Below are 20,341 nucleotides of genomic sequence, written 5' to 3'. Positions count from 1 at the left end.
AGGGTATGTCGATTAACTGAAGTTAGTCGTTCTGAGACGCCTCGCGCAGGCCCTGAGGTTTGCAACCGGTTGCAACTTGTGCCGCGCTCGCCTTAGCGGATCGCTTGGTCTGCTGAACGGTCGCGCAGACGCATGATCGTCTGGCGGCTCGCATTCAGTTCGCGGGCTACAGCGGCGACCGTCAGCCCTTGGGCGAGGCGCTCCAGCGCTCTCGATTCCTGCTTGTCGCTCAATGCCTTCGGGCGTCCCAGTACCTTCCCGACCGCCCGCGCGCGCGCGAGTCCGGCAGCGGTACGCTCAAGCAACAAGTCGCGTTCGAACTCGGCGACCGCGGACAGCACCGACATAGTCATCTTGCCGGCCGCGCTCGTGAGGTCTGCTCCGCCCAACGCGAGGCAATGGACACGGACGCCCATCGTCGTAAGTTCTTCGACAATCGCCCGGACATCCATCGCGTTACGACCTAGCCGGTCAAGTTTCGTTACTACCAGCACGTCGCCCGTTTCCAACCGGTCGAGCAGCCTTGAAAAGCCGGCGCGCTGCTTCGCTGCAACGGAACCAGATACGCACTCGGAAACCACGCGGCGCGGCTCGATGTTGAATCCAGCCGACCGGACTTCGAGGACTTGGTTCTCGGTCGTCTGATCAGACGTCGAGACGCGGCAGTACGCAAACACTCTTCCCATTTCACACTCCCGTCCAAAAACCATGTACGAAATATCGATCGCATCCAAAAGTGTGTCAAGCAGATTTTTGGACAGGACATGGTGCGATGTCCAAAACCGGACGATTTTGAACGCAACGAACGGCGGCCTGCCTCGTGGCGGCCAGTCGAGCGTTAATCAGAGCAAAGTCTGGTTCGAGCGCACGCCTCGACGGTGTGCCCGAACCTTCAGTCGAACGAGACGGCCTGAGCGAACTCAAGCGCCGGCTCAGTTATCCAGCAACCAGCGCTGCTGTTCGCCGATCCTGAGTCCTTTCATGGGAACCTCGGTCGTGAACCGAGTGCTCAGGTAGTCCATCAAGAACTCCCGATACTGGTTCCCGGCCAGTACCACGCAGCGACCGCCCGACGGCATCTCTGCGCCCATCTGCTGCTGCACGCGATGAGCCCATGCGCGCCGCTCGGCGACCTTCATGCCGTTGAGCGTGTGATCGTAGGGCTCGACGTGCTGGTCCGGTGCCACAAGGCCATACTTGGCCGAAAGGATGAACCACTCCCCCTGCCGCCGCTCAACGTAGCGGCGCGCAAGTCGAAACAGCGTGGAGTCGTATAAGTCCTTCGCGCAAGCTGCGCGGTCGAGCTTTTTTCCGACGCACGACACGAGATACACAGCTGGGGTATCTACCATCGTCAATCCTGCTAAAAGATCATCGCTCTATTTTGAACACGTGCCGCCGGTGCGCTGCGAGGTACTCCGCGAGCGCCTTCGACGGCGTCTTCGCGAGCGTCCGGGGCACGCCGAGCAGAAGCGGCGCATGCTGGTTCTCGTCGAGATGAGTCGATATCTCCATACGGCCGCTCGTGTCGAAGGTGATCAACCCCGCGTCGAAAAGCGCATCAAGCGTCGCGACGAGCGGCAATCCGTTGTCGGGGTCGAGCCGCTCGCTGTCGCTGCAATGCCGCCATGGTTTTACGTGGGAAGCTCGCAGGACTTGGGGCACTTCGCAGCCCGTGACAGCGCACCGGTACGCCCAACGGGCGAGCAATTCACGCCGATAGCGCCCTTGCCCTAGACGGGCCTTCACGAGCGCCTCGCGCGTCGTTGGGCTATCTGCGTGCTGTGCGTCAATTGCGCGCAGGTCGGCTTCGATCTGCGCGGCCGACTCGGTCGGGGCCTCGCTATGGGCGGCTTCCCCGGAGTCCACCTTCGGCACAATGGGGAAGCCGAGGGCCCTCAGGGCCTTGTGCCAGCGGCTGTTCCACGCCCCGTTAAACTCCGACGGGTTCGGTCGTGGCACGCCGGCGCACTCGCACGCGATCGCCGCGATGGCCTTCGGCGGATATGACCTGCCTTCGATCAGGATGTCGTAGCGCGTGCTTTCTCCGAATCCACCGTAGCCCGGTTCCGCGCGCCAGCGCGCGGCTGCCTCGACTACATGCTCTTTCCCGACGCCGTCGATGTTGATGGCCACCCCGATTTCTCCCACTGCCGCTGATTTATCGCGGCTGGATATTGAAGCTGTCGATAGGATACCCGTTGTCAGCAGCAGTCGAACATGGAACCGCGCGGGCGGCGAAAAGATGGACGTATCGAGGCCCGTCCATGCTGCGCTATTCGCTGGCGTCTCCGCGCACGCCGGTGGGCGAGATGATCTCGCTGGTCGCAGTGTCGAACTGCCAGCCGCCCGGCACTATGTCGTCCGAGTTGACCACGCCGCATTTGTGTTCAAAATCCAACTTCTGGTTCACCGAGTACTCGACGCCGTGTCCTCTGGCGCGATTCATATGGTTCAGACCGTTCGCGAATTCGTGACATGTCGCCGGCCGGATTTCCGCATGGGCAACGCCTACGAACAGGCAGGCGACGGTGACGCCGATACACTTCGTTGATGTGGTCGTGAGTGGTTGTTTCATGAGATACGCCTCCATGTGGTCGTAGGAATCAAGCTGTGCAGGCCGGTCCGGTGCAGTGAGGCGTGCTAGTGACGGGCCTACTTGTTTTGCACTTGGTCAGCGGCAGTCGAATTCGTTTTCGGGCACGACAACCCATTGCGGGTGTGGCGCGTGTTCGAGTAAGTGAACGACGCCGCAATCTCGATCGGCGGTCGAAGCGCCACCATCATGTGAAAGGCCCTTGGCCCACGTGCCGGACAATGCCTCGTTAGCGAGGAATTCGGTCCATGCGTTCGGATACCGGGCGCGCGCGTGAATCAGCGTGTGTGAACGCTTCGAGACTGGATAAGCGGTCCACGGTCGCGAATAGTCCTCGTTGTGAAGACCCACGCCGCCAGCCATGCCGGTGACCGAACACACGTCGTCGTAGTAAAGCCAGCCGTTCTGCTGGTAGAAGCGCAGAAGTTGCCAGCCCCGGATGCGCGCTCCCCCGCTGAACCCGTTATACGGGCGCGTGACGGGCCAGCGCCACTGAGGAAGGCGGAACACCGTCTGCGGCTTACCAAAGGCAAAGGTGACGAATTGGAAGCGATGCACGACGGGCTCGATGACATTGTCACTTCCCCGCCGACAACACGTGTCATGCGTTGTTTCGTAAGTTCCGCGATCGGCAGTGCGAGGCTCGGGTACGTGGGTAAACGAAGTCAGGTTGGTGTCCATCTTGTTGGGAGCGTGCAACCGGTTTCAAAATCCGCGCCTAAAGCGTGTCATGCTGTGGCCGGTGTGACAGGTGGCCATCACCGCCGCAGCGGTGATTCACGCGGTGTCTTCTATCGGAAGATCGCCCGAATCGCATCCCGGACAAGCGTCCATACCGTGGCACGCACGGCAGTACGCACGGCCATCTCGCCCATCGACATACGCTGGTTTCCTTGCCGACTCGGCACAGGCTTCGGTGGCGGCGGAGGTACTCCGAGGTTACGCCTCAAGGCCGCCGGGTCCCGGTCAATCTCCTGATTCAGCCGCTTTAGCTCCTCGTCGATGTATGCGATGTACTGATCGCCGAGCCCTGGGATGTTGGCCTCCGCCTCATATTCCTTAGCTTTACTCGCGACGCCCTCTAAGAACTGGGTCCGGCACACGTCTACTGCGGCTATGCCACCAGTATCAAGGGCTTCCAGACTAAGCTTCATATAGTCCCTTGCGATGCTCTGGCCTACCGTGCGGTAGGTACTCAGCACTCTTTGAAGCACTGGGTCGGTTTCCGCTCGCTTTTCCAAAGTCAAGGCGTCGTCCACCTCACTCATTGACATACGTCGCCTGTCTGGCTCAGCCGATGCTGGCTTCTGTGCCGGTGGGGGTGCGTCAAAGCTAGTGCTCACGGTCGCCCCCCAATCGAATGGAAACTCCTCGCTTAGCCTTTCTCGCTCTTCTCGGAAATATGCGAGGTACTGTTCGCCAAGCCCGGGAATTCCAGCCTCAGCCTCATATTCCGCAGCTTTATGCTCAATGGCCTCGTGCATCTTGATCGCCCATCGGAGCGCAGACTGTAGGTCAGACGTTGCGTGGGTTTCCTGAAAGGTCTTCCAGTAATCCCTTGCTAAGGACTGCGCCAACACACGATGGAATTCCAGCGCTCTTTGAAGTGCCGGGTCAGTTTCCGCACGCTCCTTCAGCGTCAAGCATTCACTCATTTTTCGTCTTTCTTGTCAGTGGTTGCGGGTACACCTTCGAATGAGGCAACAATACCGCGCCTGATCCGGTTTGCCCAATATTTTGTGAAGACATGCCGATGACGGGTGCTTAACGTCGAGCGTCTTGCATCTTGAGGGCAGCGGCGTTGGAGCCGGAACAGGCGGTAGGGGAGGTGTTACGTTCGTTGCGACGGCGGAAAGGCTTGTCGCAGGAAGCGCTCGCCCATGCCGCCGACATGGAACGGAACTACGTCTCGCTGATTGAATTGGGCCGACATAGCCCAAGCATCCGCATCGTGTGGAAGCTATGTGGAGTGCTTGGCTTGACTCCCTCCGCCTTCTTGGCCGCTGCGGAAGCCCGCCTTGCAGAGCATTCGGAACGAACTCGCGCCGGTGACTAGGCCTCGGCGAAGGGCGAAATGTATCGCCGTTACCGGCACTCTAGCCCTCTGGTCTGGACGCGAGGAATGCATCAGCCCGGCAGCGGCACCACGCGACAGCGGCAAACCGCTTCTGCACCCGTAACGCCTGATACGCGAACTGATTGAAGACATGGCGCTCGATGGTTGAAGGAGAGGCACTCAGCGATGCCGCCGCGACCGACGCCGGTTCCGCGCGGTTTCCGCCAGCCAATGGGGGGGGTCCCGCACGGCGGGTTATGAACGGTGCGGTCGCTTCCTTTGACGGATCGCCGGTATTCCCGCACGTCGTTCATTGGTTGGCGCGCTTGGTTCGTGCGCGATACCCGGCCGGCTTCGGCTCATCTCATGGCCGGTGCGCCAGTGAATCTCTTCAATGACTGCTGTGGCGAGATACCAAGCGTACCTCTCCTTGTACTCGTGAGCGATTGCGTCGTCGGCACACTTGTCATCTAACGAAGTGACCTCTTGCCTGTTCCGAGCGAGGACGGCCTGCTTGGCGTCCCCCAGTGCCATGACATGCGCCCAGTTCTCGATTTCGGCCATCTCAGTACGCCGACGAGGCGGATCATCCAAGCGCTCGACCAACCATCCGCGATACAAACGCGACTCACCGGCTCGGCTTGGAAGCGCCGCCCTGAAGCTTTGCACCCCCACCCCTAAAGCTTTCGCGGCGGATGCGAGACTTTCCCACTCTTGCACGTTGCCCATATCGGCAGGATCAGTAAATCTAACCCGGACGCTGTTTCGCATCGCCAACCCCTGATTACGCTGCCTGCTGGATGTGTTGAGCGAGAAATTGCTCAATCAATGGATCAAGTATCTGAAGTCGATTAAGGTGCGTGAAACGAAACCAATCCGGAGATGACGAGCGAGCCACAGCGAAGAATAGAAACCGGCGCTGATCAAGCTCGGATTGAACACGGTTCCTCCGCAGGTGCCATAGGATGGCTTTCGCGCAGTTGCGCTCCTCGGCGCTGGGCACCATAAGGTGCTCCACGAGTTCTGGGTCGCGTTTATGCACTGCCACCCGCCATACGCGGCAAAGCCAGCTTACCTCGGTCGCGCGACGAAACTCGTGGAGCGTCCGGTTTTTAACGAAATGGTCAACTTGGTCCTCTCTGCGTGGATGAACTACGGCCGATAGTCTCTCGCTCGCTTTATCCACGCGAACGGCGTCAGAGGACGACCGATTTGCTCGACGAATGTTGGCTATTGCGGTTGCGCACGCGGGCATTTCGCAGATGGATGGCAGACCTGCGCGGTGGTGGATGTTAAGAAATCCAGCCTCATCTAGTTCGTGGAACGCCTTCTTCATTGCAGTCCTGCCCAGGTTGATTGCCGGAAAGATCAAACGTCCCTCATCGCTACGTTTGCCTGTTGCTAAATCGGCCCACGAGCCGTACCGCTTCCAATTTGGGTCACTCACCAATGCAGTGGATCGCAACGCGTACACAGACCATAAAGCGCAAGCGAACTCCGGGGCTGTTAGATGGCTGCCTTCGTCAATCAGGCGTTCATACTCTCTCGCGACCGGCAAGGCGTCCATGTCACCGAAGACCACATCGTTCCGCTTCTCCATCGCCGCCGTGAGAAGTTCGTCGGAAGGGCGGTAGATGTTTGCGCGTCCTCCAGAGCGACCCGCGCTTTCGCAGTGGAACCAGCCCTGCTCCACGATGATCGCGTTAACGCGCTGAGTCGTACGAGGAGATGCCCCGTTAGGGGGAGCATTCAGTTTCCCGCCATTGCTTGGCCGCCCCCTTGCACACCGAAATGCGCCCTGCGAGAAGCTCGCCTTACCGTACCCGACAGTAAAGCGCAGCAGATAGAGCAACTGGCGTACAACAACCGGCTTCCAGTGAGGAGCAATATCACGAGCCACATAGTCGTAGATGTTGCGAATGGCAACAACGCCGAGGTGCTCCGAGTTGGTTGGAATGAACGTCTCGCTCTCGATGTAATCGGCGAGCGTCTCAAGCCTAAATGAGTTACTCATGGTGCGATATTGTCGTTGTCATTTTCGCCCGGCTTCGTCATACTGACCGGGCTTAAACAGATATTTGCCCGATAGGATCGTGAGTCCGACTCGGGCTTTTTTTTGCCTGCGATAAGTTCAAGCAGGGCGCACTTATCCTATCGCCATGCCGATAAGGAGCACAAGAAAAATCAGTTGAAACCAGTTTCAAAATCTCATCGGCATTCAGATTTCTTTGAATGGCGGAGCAAAGCGGAGCCGGTCTTTGGGATGCGAAGCATCCGGATTTTTCTTTTAAAGGAAAGAGTCGTGCGAGCGGCGAAAGCTGCGACGCACATACATGTGCCTTTCTATTCGGCATGTGTAGTTCTAAGAGGAATGTGTTTTTCTTAGGGTCGCCGGTGACGCAACTTCCTTAAGAACAAGGTCGCTTCTGACGTAAGTTGCCGATTTAGACGGTCGCGCGTGACGCAACATGCACAACTTGCGGCCGGTCACATCTGGCGCAACTTATTGCTCGTTGGCCGGCGAACACAATGCGTGGCACGCGTGTAGGCGGAGATCGGAACTGCGAGTGACGAACGCTTCCCGGACCCGTAGCGAACGGAGGAGCGGCCCATTCACCGAACGGGATCAGGTCTCGTCACCCGGAAACCGGCGTCACTGCGGCAAGCAGTCGTTCGACAGCTGGGAACCGAATTTTCGCAAGCTCGTCGGCCTTGCGGCTCAGAGTGTAGCCCTTCCCATAGTCCTCGCTCGTGGAGTCATCGCCATCGGACCAACCGCCCAATGCCTGAGCTATTTCGCGTGGGATGTCAGCGGCGCGAGCAGCGTCTCTGAAGCCATGCCGGAACGAGTGGAAGGCAAGCCGGCTGTCGGTCACGCCACACTTTTCGCAGAACCGGCCGAACCATTTTGAGAAGTTGTCGGAATAGTACCCCGTGGCGCTTTTCGTCAAGCTCGGGAATAAGCGCGCATGTCCCGCCTTGCGCGTCGCTTCAACATACTCGACGAACCCAAGCTGCTGAAGAACCGGGTGAATGGGAATGACGCGCTCCGAGTTCCGGGTCTTCAGGTGCTTTTCCTCGTCAGCGGCGCTTTCTTCTCGGAAGTGGAGGAAGGGAATGCTGTCTGCCACGCCGGCATCGGCCACTTCCAGTTGGCACAGTTCGTTCAGTCGCGCACCGTGATAGAGCGCGAGCAACGGAACCCAGTACCGCCCCAGCCAGCCGGGCGCAACACGTCGATACGGCTCACGAAACAGATCGTCAGAGAACAGCTTTACGAGGTCGGCATCACTGAACGGCTGGCGGCCCTCGTCCTTGCTGCGCTTTTCCTGAAGCGGCCGCAACCCGGCGGCGGGGGTCTTGTCGATGAGGTGCTCCCGCACTGCCCAACTAAAGAAGCTCGAAAAATTGCCAAGTTGGACTTCGGCAGTCTTCGCGGAAATCGGTGGAAGGCCTCTCTTTCTGGCGTGCGCGGCGGCTTCTACCAACGTCATCCCTGAGAACCTCTTCGTCGCATTCGCTGGTAGGTGCGCGAACACCTCCTGCACTTCACGGGCGTGGTCGCGGTTTACCGCACTCAACGGCATATTGCCGCCAACGATTTCGCGTAACAGCCTGAAGCTATGCTGGTAGCCATCGAGATTCTTCCTGCTTAGCTTCGCGCGCTGCGGGTCATTCTCGAATCGCTTGATGGCCTCATCGACCGTGATGCCGGCCGGGACGGTAGCGGCCCCCAGCGGCGCAATACCATCTCCGGAGCCGCCTATGGGCCGATACAGCGGGTCTTCGATCGCATCGTAGAGTCGCCCATCAACCACGAACCGACGGCTCCTATTGAGGCACTCGATCTCGCCACGAACCATGAACTGCGCCAGCACTTCGACGCTGCTACCCGATGGCTCGGCATACCCGGCTGCCACGAGCAGGCCACGCGCCTGATGCAGGTACTCGCCAAACAACACTTCGTCAGGCGGCGTCAAACGGGCGAGTTCGGGATCGATGTTGCACAACGCGTCCTCGGCGGTCATTCCGGCCGGCGTCGGCTTCCAGAGGGCTTCGCCCGTCGCGCGCCAACGTGGCTCGAACCAAGTGCGGGCAATCTGCTCAAGCGTACCGCGTCGGACCTCTTCGGCGGGCGGAGCAACGGCATCCGCTACCTTGCTCGCGGCAGCAAGCTGTTTGTGGATTTCGATGAGTGCGTCGGGCAGCCTTGCACGAGCCTCATTCAGGTTCTTCGTCCTGAGGCTGATTTTGATTTCGTGCTTTTGGAGAAGTCCGACGAGCAATGTCGGAACGCGCACCCGCGCATAGTAGGTGCCGCTTCTGGACACCAATCCCGGCTTATTCTTCAAGTTGTCCGAGTCCTCTGTGTACCACTTTTCGTGGGCCATCAGGCTCAAGACGTTTGATTTATCGGGATTTTCCAAGCTGTTCAGTGACTTGGCATTGCTCTGGCGGAGAGAGGGGGATTCGAACCCCCGATAGGTTTTACCCTATACACGCTTTCCAGGCGTGCGACTTAAACCGCTCATCCATCTCTCCGGAAGACCGCGATTATACCAAGTTCCGGAAAGCGCGCCAGCCCCTACGGGTGACGAATGTAATCGACGAGTGCGCGCGTGTATTCATCGGGCTTGCGGTCCATCAGGCTGACCGCGATCGCCACCGCAAAACCCGCCGGCACGCCGAACACGCCCGAGCTGATCGGCTCGATGCCGAACCAGCGCGGACCGTCGAAGCCCGTCAGGTGCGTGAAGAACGGATACGTCGACACGATGTAGTACACGCACACCACCAGCCCCGCAATCATCCCCGCGACGACGCCCCGCTGCGTCGTGCGCTTCCAGAACACGCCGAGCACGAGCGCCGGGAACAGGCTCGACGCCGCCAGCGAAAACGCCGCGCCCACCAGAAACAGAATGTTCCCCGCGTTCAGCGACGCCACATACGACGCCAGCAGCGCCACGCCGAGCAGCAGAATCTTCGAGATCGTCACGCGCCGCTGACTGGTGGCGTGGCGATCGACCATGCAGTAATACACGTCGTGTGAAAGCGCATTGGCGATGGTCAGCAGCAAGCCATCCGCCGTCGAAAGCGCCGCCGCCAGCGCGCCCGCCGCGATCAATCCCGAAATTACATACGGCAGCCCCGCAATCTCCGGCGCCGCGAGCACCACCATGTCCGGCTGCATCTGAATACCGGCCCATCGCACGATGTCGTCGCCATTCACATCGCTGATGCGGATCAGATACGGCTCCACGCGCCGCCATTGCGTCACCCATTGCGGCAAATCCGCGAACCGATGGCCGACGAGCCCCGTCAATATCTCGTGCTTGATGAGCACCGCCAGCACCGGCACCGTCACATAGAACAGCGCGACGAAAAACAGCGTCCAGCCGACGGAGCGCCGCGCCGACGCCACGGACGTCGTCGTGTTATAGCGCGTGAGAATGTGCGGCAGGCTCGCCGTGCCGATCGACAGACACAGAATCAGCGACAGAAAATTTAACTGATGCGCGCGCGGGCTTTCATCTTTGGCGGACGCGCGCGCGAACGCATCGGTCATCGGCACCGGAGCGGCGACGCGCTCGCTCAGCGCGTCGCGTTCGCGGGACCATCGCGCCTGCGCATCGGCGGGATCGCGCGGAAACGATGCCAGCTCGCGCTCGCGTGCGTTGATCTCGCGCAGCGGCCCGTTGCGCCGCCGCAGCTCCGCGATTTCATCGACGAGGCGTGCGTGTTCATCGAAATAAGACTGCGGAAGCGCGTCGATGCGCCGCTGCATGCGCGCCGCCTGCCGCCCATATTCGGCGCGCACGCTGGCCTCATCGGGCGACGCGGCCAGGCTGCGCTCGAGCGTTTCGACGCGTTCCATCACGCGGCCATAGCTCAGTTGCGGAAACCAGCCGAGGCCGTCGCGATGGCCGATCATCGACACGGGAATCAGCATCGCGCTGATCAGAATGATGTATTGCGCGACCTGCGTCCACGTGACGGCGCGCATGCCGCCGAGAAACGAGCAGACGAGAATGCCCGCGAGCCCGCAGAAGATGCCGATCGAGAACTCGATGCCGATGAACCGCGACGCGATCAGCCCGATACCCTGGATCTGCGCGACCAGATACACGAACGAGCAGAGAATCGCCGCGATCGCCGCGAGTCCGCGCACGAGATTGCTGGAGAAGCGCGTGCCGAGAAAGTCCGGAATGGTGTAGCGCGCGAGCTTGCGCACATACGGCGCGAGCAGGAACGCGACGAGGCAGTAGCCGCCCGTCCAGCCCATCACGTAGGCGAGGCCGTCGTAGCCGCTCGCGTAGATCGATCCCGCCAGCCCGATGAACGACGCCGCCGACAGCCAGTCCGCCGCCGTCGCCATGCCGTTGAACGCCGATGGCACGCGCCGCCCCGCGACGTAGTACTCGACGAGATCGGACGTGCGCGAGAGCAGCCCGATGACCGCGTACACGGCGATCGGCACGAAGAGGAACACATAGCCGACCCACATGCCCGCGCCCGCCACGCGCTCGATGCGCTCCATCACGAAGATGAACAGCAGGAAGCCGAGCGTGTACAGCGCGTAAGTGACGATGAGGCGGTTGGTGAGCTTCATCGTCACTTACGCGCTGCGTCGTCCGGCGGCGCATCGGCCACGCCCGCGTGTGCGACGGCGCGCGCGAGACGCGCATCGGCCATTTGCATCAGCACGATATACACGACGATCAGCGCCACGTAGACGAGGATCGCGCCCTGTGCGCCGAAGTAGAACGGCAGCGGAAACCCCGCGATGCGCGCGTGCTGCAGCCGATGCGCGTAAAGCGGCACGCCGAACGAGACGACGAAGCCGATCGTCATCAGCACCGCGATCAGCGCGACATTGAAGCGCCAGTACACGCGATGCGCGCGCGCCATCGCCGCCGGAACGGGCGGCGGCGGAGCAAGCGTCGGGTTGGAAGAATCGGACATGCGGTTTTTTAACAAAACCGCATGTCGTCGGCAATAAGGATCGACCGCTGCCCGTTGCGAGCGGCGGCCGTGGTCAAGCGCGGCTTAGCGCGCCTCGCCGAGCTGATCGAGAATCGCGGGATTCTCGAGCGTGGACACGTCCTGCGTGATTTCCTCGCCCTTCGCGAGCGAGCGCAACAGACGCCGCATGATCTTGCCGGAACGCGTCTTCGGCAGATTCTCGCCGAAGCGGATGTCCTTCGGCTTCGCGATCGGCCCGATTTCCTTCGCGACCCAGTTGCGCAGTTCGGTGGCGATCTGCTTGGCTTCGTCGCCTTCCGGACGCGTGCGCTTCAGCACGACGAACGCGACGACCGCCTCGCCCGTCGTATCGTCCGGACGGCCGACGACCGCCGCTTCCGCGACGATCGGATTCGCGACGAGCGCCGACTCGATCTCCATCGTGCCGAGACGATGCCCCGAAACGTTCAGCACGTCGTCGATGCGGCCCATGATCGTGAAGTAGCCGGTTTCCTTGTCGCGTACCGCGCCGTCGCCGGCGAGGTAGAGCTTGCCGCCGAGTTCCTCGGGGAAGTAGCTCGTCTGATAACGCTTCGGGTCGCCCCAGACGTTGCGCAACATCGACGGCCACGGACGCTTCACGACGAGAATGCCGCCCTGGCCGTTCGGCACGTCCTGACCGGTTTCATCGACGATCGCGGCCATGATGCCCGGCAGCGGCAGCGTGCACGAGCCCGGCACGAGCGGCGTCGCGCCCGGCAGCGGCGTGATCATGTGGCCGCCGGTTTCGGTCTGCCACCACGTATCGACGATCGGGCATTGTCCGCCGCCGACATTCTCGTGATACCACATCCACGCTTCCGGATTGATCGGCTCGCCGACCGTGCCGAGAATGCGCAGCGTCGACAGGTCGTAGCTCTTCGGATGCACCTTCGCGTCCGCTTCCGACGCCTTGATGAGCGAGCGGATCGCGGTAGGCGCGGTATAAAAGATGGTGACCTTGTGGCGCTGAATCATCTCCCAGAAGCGGCCCGCGTTCGGATACGTCGGCACGCCTTCGAACATCACTTGCGTCGCGCCGATCGCGAGCGGCCCGTACGCGATATAGCTATGCCCCGTGATCCAGCCGATATCCGCCGTGCACCAGAAGATGTCGCCGGGCTTCATGTCGAAGGTCCACTTCATCGTCTGCGCGGCCCACAGCAGGATGCCCGCCGTGCTGTGCTGCACGCCCTTCGGCTTGCCCGTCGAACCGGACGTATAGAGGATGAAAAGCGGATGCTCCGCGCTCACCCACTCGGGTTCGCACTGCGCCGCTTCGTTCTCGACGATCTCATGCAGCCACACGTCGCGGCCTTCGGTCCATGCGACCTTGCCGCCCGTGCGCCGATACACGATGACATCCTTCACCTTCTCGCAGCCGCCGGCGGCGAGCGCTTCGTCGGCGATGCTCTTCAACGGCAGCGCTTTGCCGCCGCGCATCTGTTCGTCGGCGGTGATGAGCGCGACCGCGCCGACATCGACGAGACGTTCATTGAGCGACTTCGACGAGAAGCCGCCGAACACCACCGAATGCGTCGCGCCGATGCGCACGCACGCCTGCATCGCGACCACGCCTTCCACCGACATCGGCAGATAGATCACCACGCGGTCGCCCTTCTTCACGCCGCGCTTCTTGAGCGCGTTGGCCAGGCGGCACACGCGCTCGAGCAAATCCTGATAGGTGACGTTGGTCACGGTGCCGTCGTCGGCTTCGAAGATGATCGCGGTATCGTTGCCGCGCCCCGCTTCCACATGACGGTCGATGCAGTTATACGACGCGTTCAGCTCGCCGTCGGCGAACCACGTGTAGAACGGCGCGTTCGATTCGTCGAGCACGCTCGAAAACGGCTTGTGCCACGCGAGCGTTTCGCGCGCGAGCCGCGCCCAGAAGCCTTCGTAATCGCGTTCGGCTTCGGCGACGAGCGCGTTGTACGCGTCCATGCCCGATATCGCCGCCCCGGACGATGCCTTCGCTGACGGCGGGAACACACGTTTTTCCTGAAGAACCGATTCGATCGCAGACATCGACAACCCCTCTGATGATGATTCCAAAAGCCGCCGGCGTGCGCCTCGTGCGAAGCGGAACACGCCACATGTTATGAGGCTGGGAAGCGAGCGCTCGCGCTTGCCCCAACCTTGTCTCCATTGTCGACACGACCTCGCGCGTCAGCGCCTTACCCGCGTCTCGTGCAAAGCTGTCGATAAGAGCGAACGCCTGAGCATTCGCTCCGATATCATCCCGCATTGGCTTCAAGATATGCCGCCCAACTTACCCGCTTCTTACGCGCCCGCCTCAGGCGGCACGGGGTATACACCGAGTCGGCGCGGCTTCTACAATGCGTCCCCACAATCCTAACTGAACTCGTCGCGCGCTTGTCGTGCACGCGTCGCGGAAATTCATCGCGTGAATCGCTACGCCCTCTATCTCATCGCGTCGATGCTGCTCGTCGGAAGCAACGTCGGCATCGGCAAGTCGATCGTCGCGAGCGTGCCCGTGCCGCTCTTCGCGCTGCTGCGCTTCGTGATCGCGCTCGCGGTGCTGTGGCCGCTCTTACGTCCGTCGAAGATGAAGCGCGTGGCCCGCGCCGAGTGGATCAACCTCTTTCTGCAGGCGTTGTTCGGCACGTTCGGCTTCACGCTTCTGATGCTCAACGGCGTCGCGCGCACGAGCGCGGTCGCGGCGGGCGTCATCACGAGCACGATGCCGGCCGTCGTCGCGCTCTTCGCGTGGTTCTTCCTCAAGGAGAAACCAGGCGGACGCGCGTTCGCTTCCATCGCGCTGGCGGTGGTGGGCGTCGTAATCGTCAACGTCGCGCAGAGCGGCGGCGTTCATGCGGGCGGCGCGGGATCGCTCGCGGGCAATCTGATGGTCGTCGGCGCGGTGTGCTGCGAATCGCTCTACGTGATTCTCTCGCGACGCCTGACGCAGACGCTGCCCGCCATCGATATCTGCGCGTACACGCACGGCCTCGGCTTCCTGCTGATGCTGCCGCTCGGCCTGCCGTCCGCGCTCGCATTCGACTGGAGCGCCGTCGACTGGGGCACGTGGGCGCTCGTCGGATGGTATGCGCTCTCGGCGAGCGTGTTCTCGTTCTGGCTCTGGATGAAAGGCATCCGCCATGTGGCCGGCAGCCTGGCGGGCGTGTTCTCGGCCGTGTTGCCGATCGCGGCGGCGCTCTACGGCATGGCGTTTCTCGGCGAACGGCCGACGCTCGCGCATGGCGTCGCGCTCGCCTGCGTGATGGCGGGCATCCTGCTCGCGAGCCTCAGACGCGGGCCACGCGAGAGCCGCGAAAGCGGCGTCTGAATCCGGCGTCTGAACGCTCGGCTGGAACGGTCATCCGGGCGGCATCGCCCGCCGACGCGCTACAATAGCGGGCTTTTCCGCACGGCCTTTTTGAATCCGAGTAAAACCGCCGCGCGTTCCGGTTTATTTCGTTCAAGTCGCTTTTCCAGCCGCCTCTTCTTTGCCGACCGCACGACCCGACTAGCCGCCCCATGTCCGCTCCCAAGCACACTCCGAATTCGCCCGTTCAACCCGGCACGATGAAGGCGCTGCCGAGAATCATCTTCATGAGCCGCTGGCTGCAGGTGCCCTTGTACCTCGGGCTCATCATCGCGCAAGGCGTCTATGTCGTGCTCTTCCTGAAGGAAGTCTGGCACCTCGTCACGCACGCGATGACGCTCGACGAAACCAACATCATGCTCGTCGTGCTCGGCCTCATCGACGTGGTGATGATCTCGAATCTGCTCATCATGGTGATCGTCGGCGGGTACGAGACCTTCGTGTCGCGTCTCGGCGTGGAAGGTCATCCGGACGAACCGGAATGGCTCGACCACGTGAACGCGGGCGTGCTGAAAGTGAAGCTTTCGATGGCGCTCATCAGCATCTCGTCCATCCATCTGCTGAAAACGTTCATCAACCCCGATCAACACAGCTTTCATACGGTGATGTGGCAAGTGGTGATCCACATCGCTTTCCTCGTGTCCGCGCTGATCATGGCGTATGTCGACCGGCTGACCACGCATACCCATCCGAAGCACTTTCACAGCGAAACCGTCGCACCACGAAGCGCACTCGACTGAAGCGTTCCGAGCCCACACGCGAGAACTCAAGCCGACTTTCGTCCCCAGAGCCCAAGCCATGACCGTCATCAAGCAAGAAGACCTGATTCAGAGCATCGCCGATTCTCTGCAGTACATCAGCTACTACCATCCGCTCGACTACATTCAGGCGCTCGGCCGCGCCTACGAGCTCGAGGAAAGCGCCGCCGCGAAGGACGCGATCGCGCAGATCCTGACCAACAGCCGCATGTGCGCGGAAGGCAAGCGCCCGATCTGCCAGGACACGGGCATCGTGACCGTGTTCGTGAAGGTCGGCATGGACGTGCGATGGGACGGCGCGACGATGTCCGTCACCGACATGATCAACGAAGGCGTGCGCCGCGGTTATCTGAACCCGGACAACGTGCTGCGCGCGTCGATCGTGAGCCCGCCCGAAGGCGCGCGCAAGAACACGAAGGACAACACGCCCGCGGTCATCCACTACGAGATCGTGCCGGGCGACAAGGTCGACGTGCAAGTCGCGGCCAAGGGCGGCGGCTCAGAAAACAAGTCGAAGTTCGCGATGCTGAACCCGTCCGATTCGATCGTCGACTGGGTGCTCAAGACCGTCCCGACGATGGGCGCCGGCTGGTGCCCGCCGGGGATGCTCGGCATCGGCATCGGCGGCACGGCTGAAAAGGCGATGGTCATGGCGAAGGAATCGCTGATGGACCCGATCGACATTCAGGACATCATCGCGCGCGGACCGCAGGACTGGATCGAGGAACTGCGTGTCGAACTGCACGAGAAGGTGAACGCGCTCGGCATCGGCGCGCAAGGGCTCGGCGGTTTGTCGACCGTGCTCGACGTCAAGATCATGGCCGCGCCGACGCATGCGGCGAGCAAGCCGATCGCGATCATCCCGAACTGCGCGGCGACGCGCCACGCGCACTTCACGCTCGACGGCTCGGGCGTCGCGAAGCTCGAAGCGCCGTCGCTGGACGCCTGGCCGAAAGTCACGTGGGCGCCGAACACGGAGACGAGCAAGCGCATCGACCTGAACACGCTGACGCCGGAAGAAGTGGCATCGTGGAAGCCGGGCCAGACGCTGCTGCTGTCCGGCAAGATGCTGACGGGCCGCGACGCCGCGCACAAGCGCATCGCGGACATGCTGGCCAAGGGCGAAAAGCTGCCGGTCGACTTCACGAACCGCGTGATCTACTACGTCGGCCCGGTCGATCCGGTGCGCGACGAAGCCGTCGGCCCGGCTGGCCCGACCACGGCCACGCGCATGGACAAGTTCACGGAGATGATGCTCGCGCAAACCGGCCTTATCTCGATGATCGGCAAGGCCGAGCGCGGCCCGGTCGCAATCGAGGCCATCAAGAAGCACAACGCGGCTTATCTGATGGCGGTCGGCGGCGCGGCATATCTCGTGTCGAAGGCAATCCGCGAGGCGAAGGTGCTGGCGTTCGAAGACCTCGGCATGGAAGCGATCTACGAGTTCGACGTCCAGGACATGCCGGTGACGGTCGCCGTCGATTCGAACGGCACGTCCGTGCACAAGACCGGCCCCGCCGAATGGCAGGCGAAGATCGGCAAGATTCCGGTCGCGACGGTCTAAGCGCGCGCAAGGGCGGCGCATCGCGGCCGCCGGGAACGAAGAGCCGGGCATTCCGCCCGGCTTTTTCATTGAAGGCCGCGCAGCCGGTAAGGACATTCGTTCTCAGTTTCATCCGGAACAAAAAATTTCTTACTAACCTTGGCAGAGACACGCTCAAGGCTTATCTTTCACAAAATGCTCCAGGCTCCCAACAAGGAATAACCATGCAAGGCGACGCAAAAGTCATCGAATATCTGAACGCGCAGTTGAAGAACGAACTGACCGCGATCAATCAATACTTCCTGCACGCCCGGATGTACAAGCACTGGGGCCTGGAAAAGCTGAACAAGCACGAATACGACGAATCCATCGGCGAAATGAAGCACGCCGACTGGCTCATCCAGCGCGTGTTCATGCTCGACGGCCTGCCGAATCTGCAAGACCTGCACAAGCTCCTGATCGGCGAGGAAACGAAGGAAATTCTCGAGTGCGACCTGAAGCTCGAGCAGATTTCGCAGTCCACCTGCAAGGAAGCGATTGCGTATTGCGAATCCGTGCGCGATTACGTTTCGCGCGATATCTTCGACAAGATTCTGAACGACACCGAAGAGCACATCGACTGGCTGGAAACGCAACTGGACCTGATCGACAAGGTCGGCATCCAGAACTACCAGCAAAGCATGATGGGCGACGAGTAATCCGCGAATCGCAATGTCCGTTGTCGCCGTACCTACCGCTACGCCTGACGTGCGCACCGTGCCCGATGCCGGCGCGCCGGTCGGCATTTTCGATTCCGGCCTGGGCGGTCTCTCGGTCTTGCGCGCCGTGCGCGCCGTGTTGCCGCACGAACGGCTGATTTACGTCGCCGATTCCCTCCACGCGCCTTACGGCGAACGCGACGACGCGTTCATCACCGCGCGCACGATGGCCATCGGCGAATGGCTCGTCTCGCAAGGCGCCAAGGCGCTCGTCGTCGCGTGCAATACGGCGACGGCACAGTCCATCGCCTTCGTGCGCGAGCGGCTCGCGATCCCGCTCGTCGGCGTCGAGCCGGGCGTGAAACCGGCGGCGGCGGTATCGAAGTCGCGCGTCGTCGGCGTGCTGGCCACGCAGGTCACGCTTCGAAGCACGCGCTTTCAGTCGCTGCTCGACCGCTATGCCGGCGATTGCCGCTTCATCTGCCAGCCGGGGCACGGACTCGTGCAGGCGGTGGAACGCTGCGATACGTCGTCGCCCGAACTCATGGCGCTGCTCGAAAGCTATCTGAAGCCGATGCTCGACGCCGGCGCCGATACGCTCGTGCTCGGCTGCACGCACTATCCGTTTCTCGACCGCGCCATTCGCGATATCGCGGGCGAGCGCCTGCAGATCGTCGATACGAGCGTGGCGGTCGCGCGCCAGCTCGCGCGCCTCCTGGATGCGAACGCGCTCAAAAATAGCGACGCATCGCTCGAACTGATGCCCCGCTTCTGCTCGACCGCAGACGGCGAATCCCAGCGGCAACTCGCCGCATCCCTCCTTCAGCTCGACGCAGCCGTCGAGCATGTCGACATCCCGTCCCGGCTTGCATCCGCGCTCGCCGAATCCCCCCTCGCGTGAGGGTTTCTTTGCGGCGCGCGCGTCGTCGCGAGCCGCTTTCCCCCGCCCCGCAAGGCTCCCGGCAACAAGTCCGCTGAATTCTGTGACGTGTTACAAAAAACACAGTCACTCGCTTGCAAAGGCGGACACACTGAATGATAATAATTCCCATTAACTGAAGCTATCGCGAGCAATCATGATCGTGTGTGTCTGCAAGTCAGTGTCCGACCGGAAGATCCGCGCCGCCATCGCCGATGGAATGGACTCCTTCGACGAACTGCAATTCGAACTCGGCGTCGCCATGTGCTGTGGCAAGTGTGAGGAAAGCGTTCGAGATGTCATGGCCGAAAGCGGCGTCTGCGCGTCGCGCTGCGGCTCGGTTCAGCGTGAGCGTCCGCAAACGGCGCCGCTGACGTTCTACGAGCGCCAGGCTGCCTGAAACAGCCCGAGTATCATCGAGCGGCTGGACGCGCATCGCGCGCGCCGTTCAGTCGCATGTCTGCTTTTCGCGAGCCAGGTACCTTGGGGCCTCCCCGGGTCGTTCAGCCAGCCAAGCAACGCTTGCCCCGAGGAGGGAAAGATGGAATTGCTGATTGGTTTCGTGACTACCCTGTTTATTTCCCTGGTTATCTTTCGAAAATGATGTCGTCCGGTTCGTTCCGCGCCGCATGCGCCCTATCGGTTTCGCATGACTGTGTGATCCGCAGCCACACACGCAGCAAATAAGAATGCAGTCCCCGACTTCCACTGCCGCATTTCCGCCGGCGCCCGCATCGAGCCTGAATCCGCGCGTGATGGCGGCTTGCGCGCTCGTGCTGGCGATCCATGCCGCCCTGCTCGGCGTCGCGCTGACGATGCGCCACGAACCGCCGCCGCGTCCCATCGAAACGAAGACGATCACCGCGCAACTGGTCAGCGAGACGCCTCAGCCGGCGCCGCAGCCTGTCGCGGTCGAATCGCCGCCGACACCGCAGCCGCCGAAGCCCGTTCCGAAGCCGCAGCCCAAGCCGAAGGTCAAGCCCAAGGTCGAGCCGAAGCCCACGCCGATGCCGGTGACCGAAGCGCCGTCGCAGATCGCCGCGCCCGCGCCCGATCCCGCGCCGCCTGCCCCGCCGCAGCCCGCGCCGCGGCCGCCCGCCGCGCCGGCTCTTGGCAAGCCGACGATGGATCTCGCCGCGCCGAAGAACGTCGCGCGCCTGTCATGCAACATCGCGCAGCCGGACTATCCGGCGATGTCGCGCCGCCGCGGCGAGACGGGCACGACGATGGTAAAGCTGACGGTCGGGCTTTCCGGCAAGATCGAAGATGTGAAATTGCAGAAGAGCAGCGGCTCGTCGCGCCTCGACGACGCGGCGCTCGAAGCCGTTCGATCGAGCGCCTGCAAGCCGTATAAGGAAAACGGCGAAGCCATTCGCGCCACCGCGACGGTGCCGTTCGTTTTCAGCTTGAACGACTGACC

General features: G+C 61.9%; 19 protein-coding genes and 1 tRNA gene. 8 read left to right on the top strand and 12 right to left on the bottom strand.

The features are described from left to right. Window positions 1-92: 92 nt before the first annotated feature. The 6 genes from AWB72_RS06125 to AWB72_RS06100 form a co-directional block, all read right to left on the bottom strand. Entirely contained in the window at window positions 93-686 is a 594-nt protein-coding gene (locus AWB72_RS06125; RefSeq protein WP_040048755.1) for a recombinase family protein, read from the bottom strand. 246 nt (window positions 687-932) lie between these two features. Further along, complete coding sequence (locus tag AWB72_RS06120; protein ID WP_040048756.1) at window positions 933-1,352, bottom strand: DUF6884 domain-containing protein; 420 nt, start codon at window positions 1,350-1,352, stop codon at window positions 933-935. Between the two features lie 19 nt (window positions 1,353-1,371). Further along, a complete protein-coding gene (locus tag AWB72_RS06115) occupies window positions 1,372-2,136 on the bottom strand; it encodes an HNH endonuclease (protein WP_159459343.1) in 765 nt (254 codons plus the stop codon). A gap of 139 nt (window positions 2,137-2,275) precedes the next feature. Next, window positions 2,276-2,578, bottom strand: a complete 303-nt coding sequence (locus AWB72_RS06110) for a hypothetical protein (RefSeq protein WP_143754582.1) — start codon at window positions 2,576-2,578, stop codon at window positions 2,276-2,278. A 96-nt stretch (window positions 2,579-2,674) separates the two neighbouring features. Beyond that, window positions 2,675-3,277 carry a hypothetical protein gene (locus AWB72_RS06105; protein WP_244285521.1) on the bottom strand — a complete coding sequence of 201 codons (603 nt, stop codon included), beginning with the start codon at window positions 3,275-3,277 and terminating at the stop codon, window positions 2,675-2,677. Between the two features lie 110 nt (window positions 3,278-3,387). Beyond that, window positions 3,388-4,239, bottom strand: coding sequence for a hypothetical protein (locus tag AWB72_RS06100; protein ID WP_143754581.1), 852 nt, complete (start codon window positions 4,237-4,239; stop codon window positions 3,388-3,390). Window positions 4,240-4,424: 185 nt separating this feature from the next. On the opposite strand from AWB72_RS06100, the gene AWB72_RS06095 reads away from it, so the two are divergent. After that, window positions 4,425-4,652 carry a helix-turn-helix domain-containing protein gene (locus tag AWB72_RS06095; protein ID WP_244285537.1) on the top strand — a complete coding sequence of 76 codons (228 nt, stop codon included), beginning with the start codon at window positions 4,425-4,427 and terminating at the stop codon, window positions 4,650-4,652. Between the two features lie 784 nt (window positions 4,653-5,436). Here the strand turns inward: AWB72_RS06095 and AWB72_RS06085 are convergent. The 6 genes from AWB72_RS06085 to acs all read right to left on the bottom strand — a co-directional run bounded on the left by AWB72_RS06085 (window position 5,437) and on the right by acs (window position 13,682). Then, on the bottom strand, window positions 5,437-6,666 hold the full coding sequence (locus AWB72_RS06085) for a hypothetical protein (protein WP_040048760.1): 1,230 nt from the start codon (window positions 6,664-6,666) through the stop codon (window positions 5,437-5,439). Between the two features lie 622 nt (window positions 6,667-7,288). Then, a complete protein-coding gene (locus AWB72_RS06080) occupies window positions 7,289-9,079 on the bottom strand; it encodes a site-specific integrase (protein ID WP_244285520.1) in 1,791 nt (596 codons plus the stop codon). A gap of 25 nt (window positions 9,080-9,104) precedes the next feature. Next, window positions 9,105-9,194 (bottom strand) — tRNA-Ser (locus AWB72_RS06075). A 43-nt stretch (window positions 9,195-9,237) separates the two neighbouring features. After that, the gene (locus AWB72_RS06070) at window positions 9,238-11,262 is read right to left on the bottom strand and encodes a sodium:solute symporter family protein (RefSeq protein WP_040048761.1); all 2,025 of its coding nucleotides are present in this window, start codon (window positions 11,260-11,262) and stop codon (window positions 9,238-9,240) included. Between the two features lie 2 nt (window positions 11,263-11,264). Continuing rightward, a complete protein-coding gene (locus AWB72_RS06065) occupies window positions 11,265-11,615 on the bottom strand; it encodes a DUF4212 domain-containing protein (RefSeq protein ID WP_040048762.1) in 351 nt (116 codons plus the stop codon). An 84-nt stretch (window positions 11,616-11,699) separates the two neighbouring features. Beyond that, complete coding sequence (gene acs, locus AWB72_RS06060; RefSeq protein WP_040048763.1) at window positions 11,700-13,682, bottom strand: acetate--CoA ligase; 1,983 nt, start codon at window positions 13,680-13,682, stop codon at window positions 11,700-11,702. A gap of 379 nt (window positions 13,683-14,061) precedes the next feature. Between acs and AWB72_RS06055 the strand changes: the two genes are divergently transcribed. The 7 genes from AWB72_RS06055 to AWB72_RS06025 all read left to right on the top strand — a co-directional run bounded on the left by AWB72_RS06055 (window position 14,062) and on the right by AWB72_RS06025 (window position 20,339). Further along, window positions 14,062-14,964: a DMT family transporter gene (locus AWB72_RS06055; protein WP_040048764.1), complete on the top strand. Its 903-nt coding sequence runs from the start codon at window positions 14,062-14,064 to the stop codon at window positions 14,962-14,964. Window positions 14,965-15,155: 191 nt separating this feature from the next. Further along, on the top strand, window positions 15,156-15,743 hold the full coding sequence (locus AWB72_RS06050) for a TIGR00645 family protein (RefSeq protein ID WP_040048765.1): 588 nt from the start codon (window positions 15,156-15,158) through the stop codon (window positions 15,741-15,743). A gap of 58 nt (window positions 15,744-15,801) precedes the next feature. Further along, window positions 15,802-17,325, top strand: coding sequence for a fumarate hydratase (locus AWB72_RS06045; RefSeq protein WP_040048766.1), 1,524 nt, complete (start codon window positions 15,802-15,804; stop codon window positions 17,323-17,325). 203 nt (window positions 17,326-17,528) lie between these two features. After that, on the top strand, window positions 17,529-18,002 hold the full coding sequence (gene bfr / locus AWB72_RS06040) for a bacterioferritin (protein ID WP_040048767.1): 474 nt from the start codon (window positions 17,529-17,531) through the stop codon (window positions 18,000-18,002). Between the two features lie 13 nt (window positions 18,003-18,015). After that, the gene (gene murI / locus AWB72_RS06035) at window positions 18,016-18,903 is read left to right on the top strand and encodes a glutamate racemase (protein WP_040048768.1); all 888 of its coding nucleotides are present in this window, start codon (window positions 18,016-18,018) and stop codon (window positions 18,901-18,903) included. Window positions 18,904-19,078: 175 nt separating this feature from the next. Further along, a complete protein-coding gene (locus AWB72_RS06030; protein WP_040048769.1) occupies window positions 19,079-19,321 on the top strand; it encodes a (2Fe-2S)-binding protein in 243 nt (80 codons plus the stop codon). Between the two features lie 289 nt (window positions 19,322-19,610). Next, window positions 19,611-20,339 carry an energy transducer TonB gene (locus tag AWB72_RS06025; protein ID WP_040048770.1) on the top strand — a complete coding sequence of 243 codons (729 nt, stop codon included), beginning with the start codon at window positions 19,611-19,613 and terminating at the stop codon, window positions 20,337-20,339. The last annotated feature ends 2 nt before the right edge of the window (window positions 20,340-20,341 follow it).

It is taken from the genome of Caballeronia concitans (assembly GCF_001544615.1).
Lineage (GTDB): Bacteria > Pseudomonadota > Gammaproteobacteria > Burkholderiales > Burkholderiaceae > Caballeronia > Caballeronia concitans.
Note: the sequence above shows the minus strand (reverse complement) of the source record. Positions and strands in the feature narration are given on the sequence as shown.

Coding starts and splice junctions, on each gene's coding strand:
- AWB72_RS06125 (WP_040048755.1), bottom strand. CDS start 686: ATGGGAAGAGTGTTTGCGTACTGCCGCGTCTCGACGTCTGATCAGACG.
- AWB72_RS06120 (WP_040048756.1), bottom strand. CDS start 1,352: ATGGTAGATACCCCAGCTGTGTATCTCGTGTCGTGCGTCGGAAAAAAG.
- AWB72_RS06110 (WP_143754582.1), bottom strand. CDS start 2,578: ATGAAACAACCACTCACGACCACATCAACGAAGTGTATCGGCGTCACC.
- AWB72_RS06105 (WP_244285521.1), bottom strand. CDS start 3,277: ATGGACACCAACCTGACTTCGTTTACCCACGTACCCGAGCCTCGCACT.
- AWB72_RS06085 (WP_040048760.1), bottom strand. CDS start 6,666: ATGAGTAACTCATTTAGGCTTGAGACGCTCGCCGATTACATCGAGAGC.
- AWB72_RS06070 (WP_040048761.1), bottom strand. CDS start 11,262: ATGAAGCTCACCAACCGCCTCATCGTCACTTACGCGCTGTACACGCTC.
- AWB72_RS06065 (WP_040048762.1), bottom strand. CDS start 11,615: ATGTCCGATTCTTCCAACCCGACGCTTGCTCCGCCGCCGCCCGTTCCG.
- acs (WP_040048763.1), bottom strand. CDS start 13,682: ATGTCTGCGATCGAATCGGTTCTTCAGGAAAAACGTGTGTTCCCGCCG.
- AWB72_RS06050 (WP_040048765.1), top strand. CDS start 15,156: ATGTCCGCTCCCAAGCACACTCCGAATTCGCCCGTTCAACCCGGCACG.
- AWB72_RS06045 (WP_040048766.1), top strand. CDS start 15,802: ATGACCGTCATCAAGCAAGAAGACCTGATTCAGAGCATCGCCGATTCT.
- bfr (WP_040048767.1), top strand. CDS start 17,529: ATGCAAGGCGACGCAAAAGTCATCGAATATCTGAACGCGCAGTTGAAG.
- murI (WP_040048768.1), top strand. CDS start 18,016: ATGTCCGTTGTCGCCGTACCTACCGCTACGCCTGACGTGCGCACCGTG.
- AWB72_RS06030 (WP_040048769.1), top strand. CDS start 19,079: ATGATCGTGTGTGTCTGCAAGTCAGTGTCCGACCGGAAGATCCGCGCC.
- AWB72_RS06025 (WP_040048770.1), top strand. CDS start 19,611: ATGCAGTCCCCGACTTCCACTGCCGCATTTCCGCCGGCGCCCGCATCG.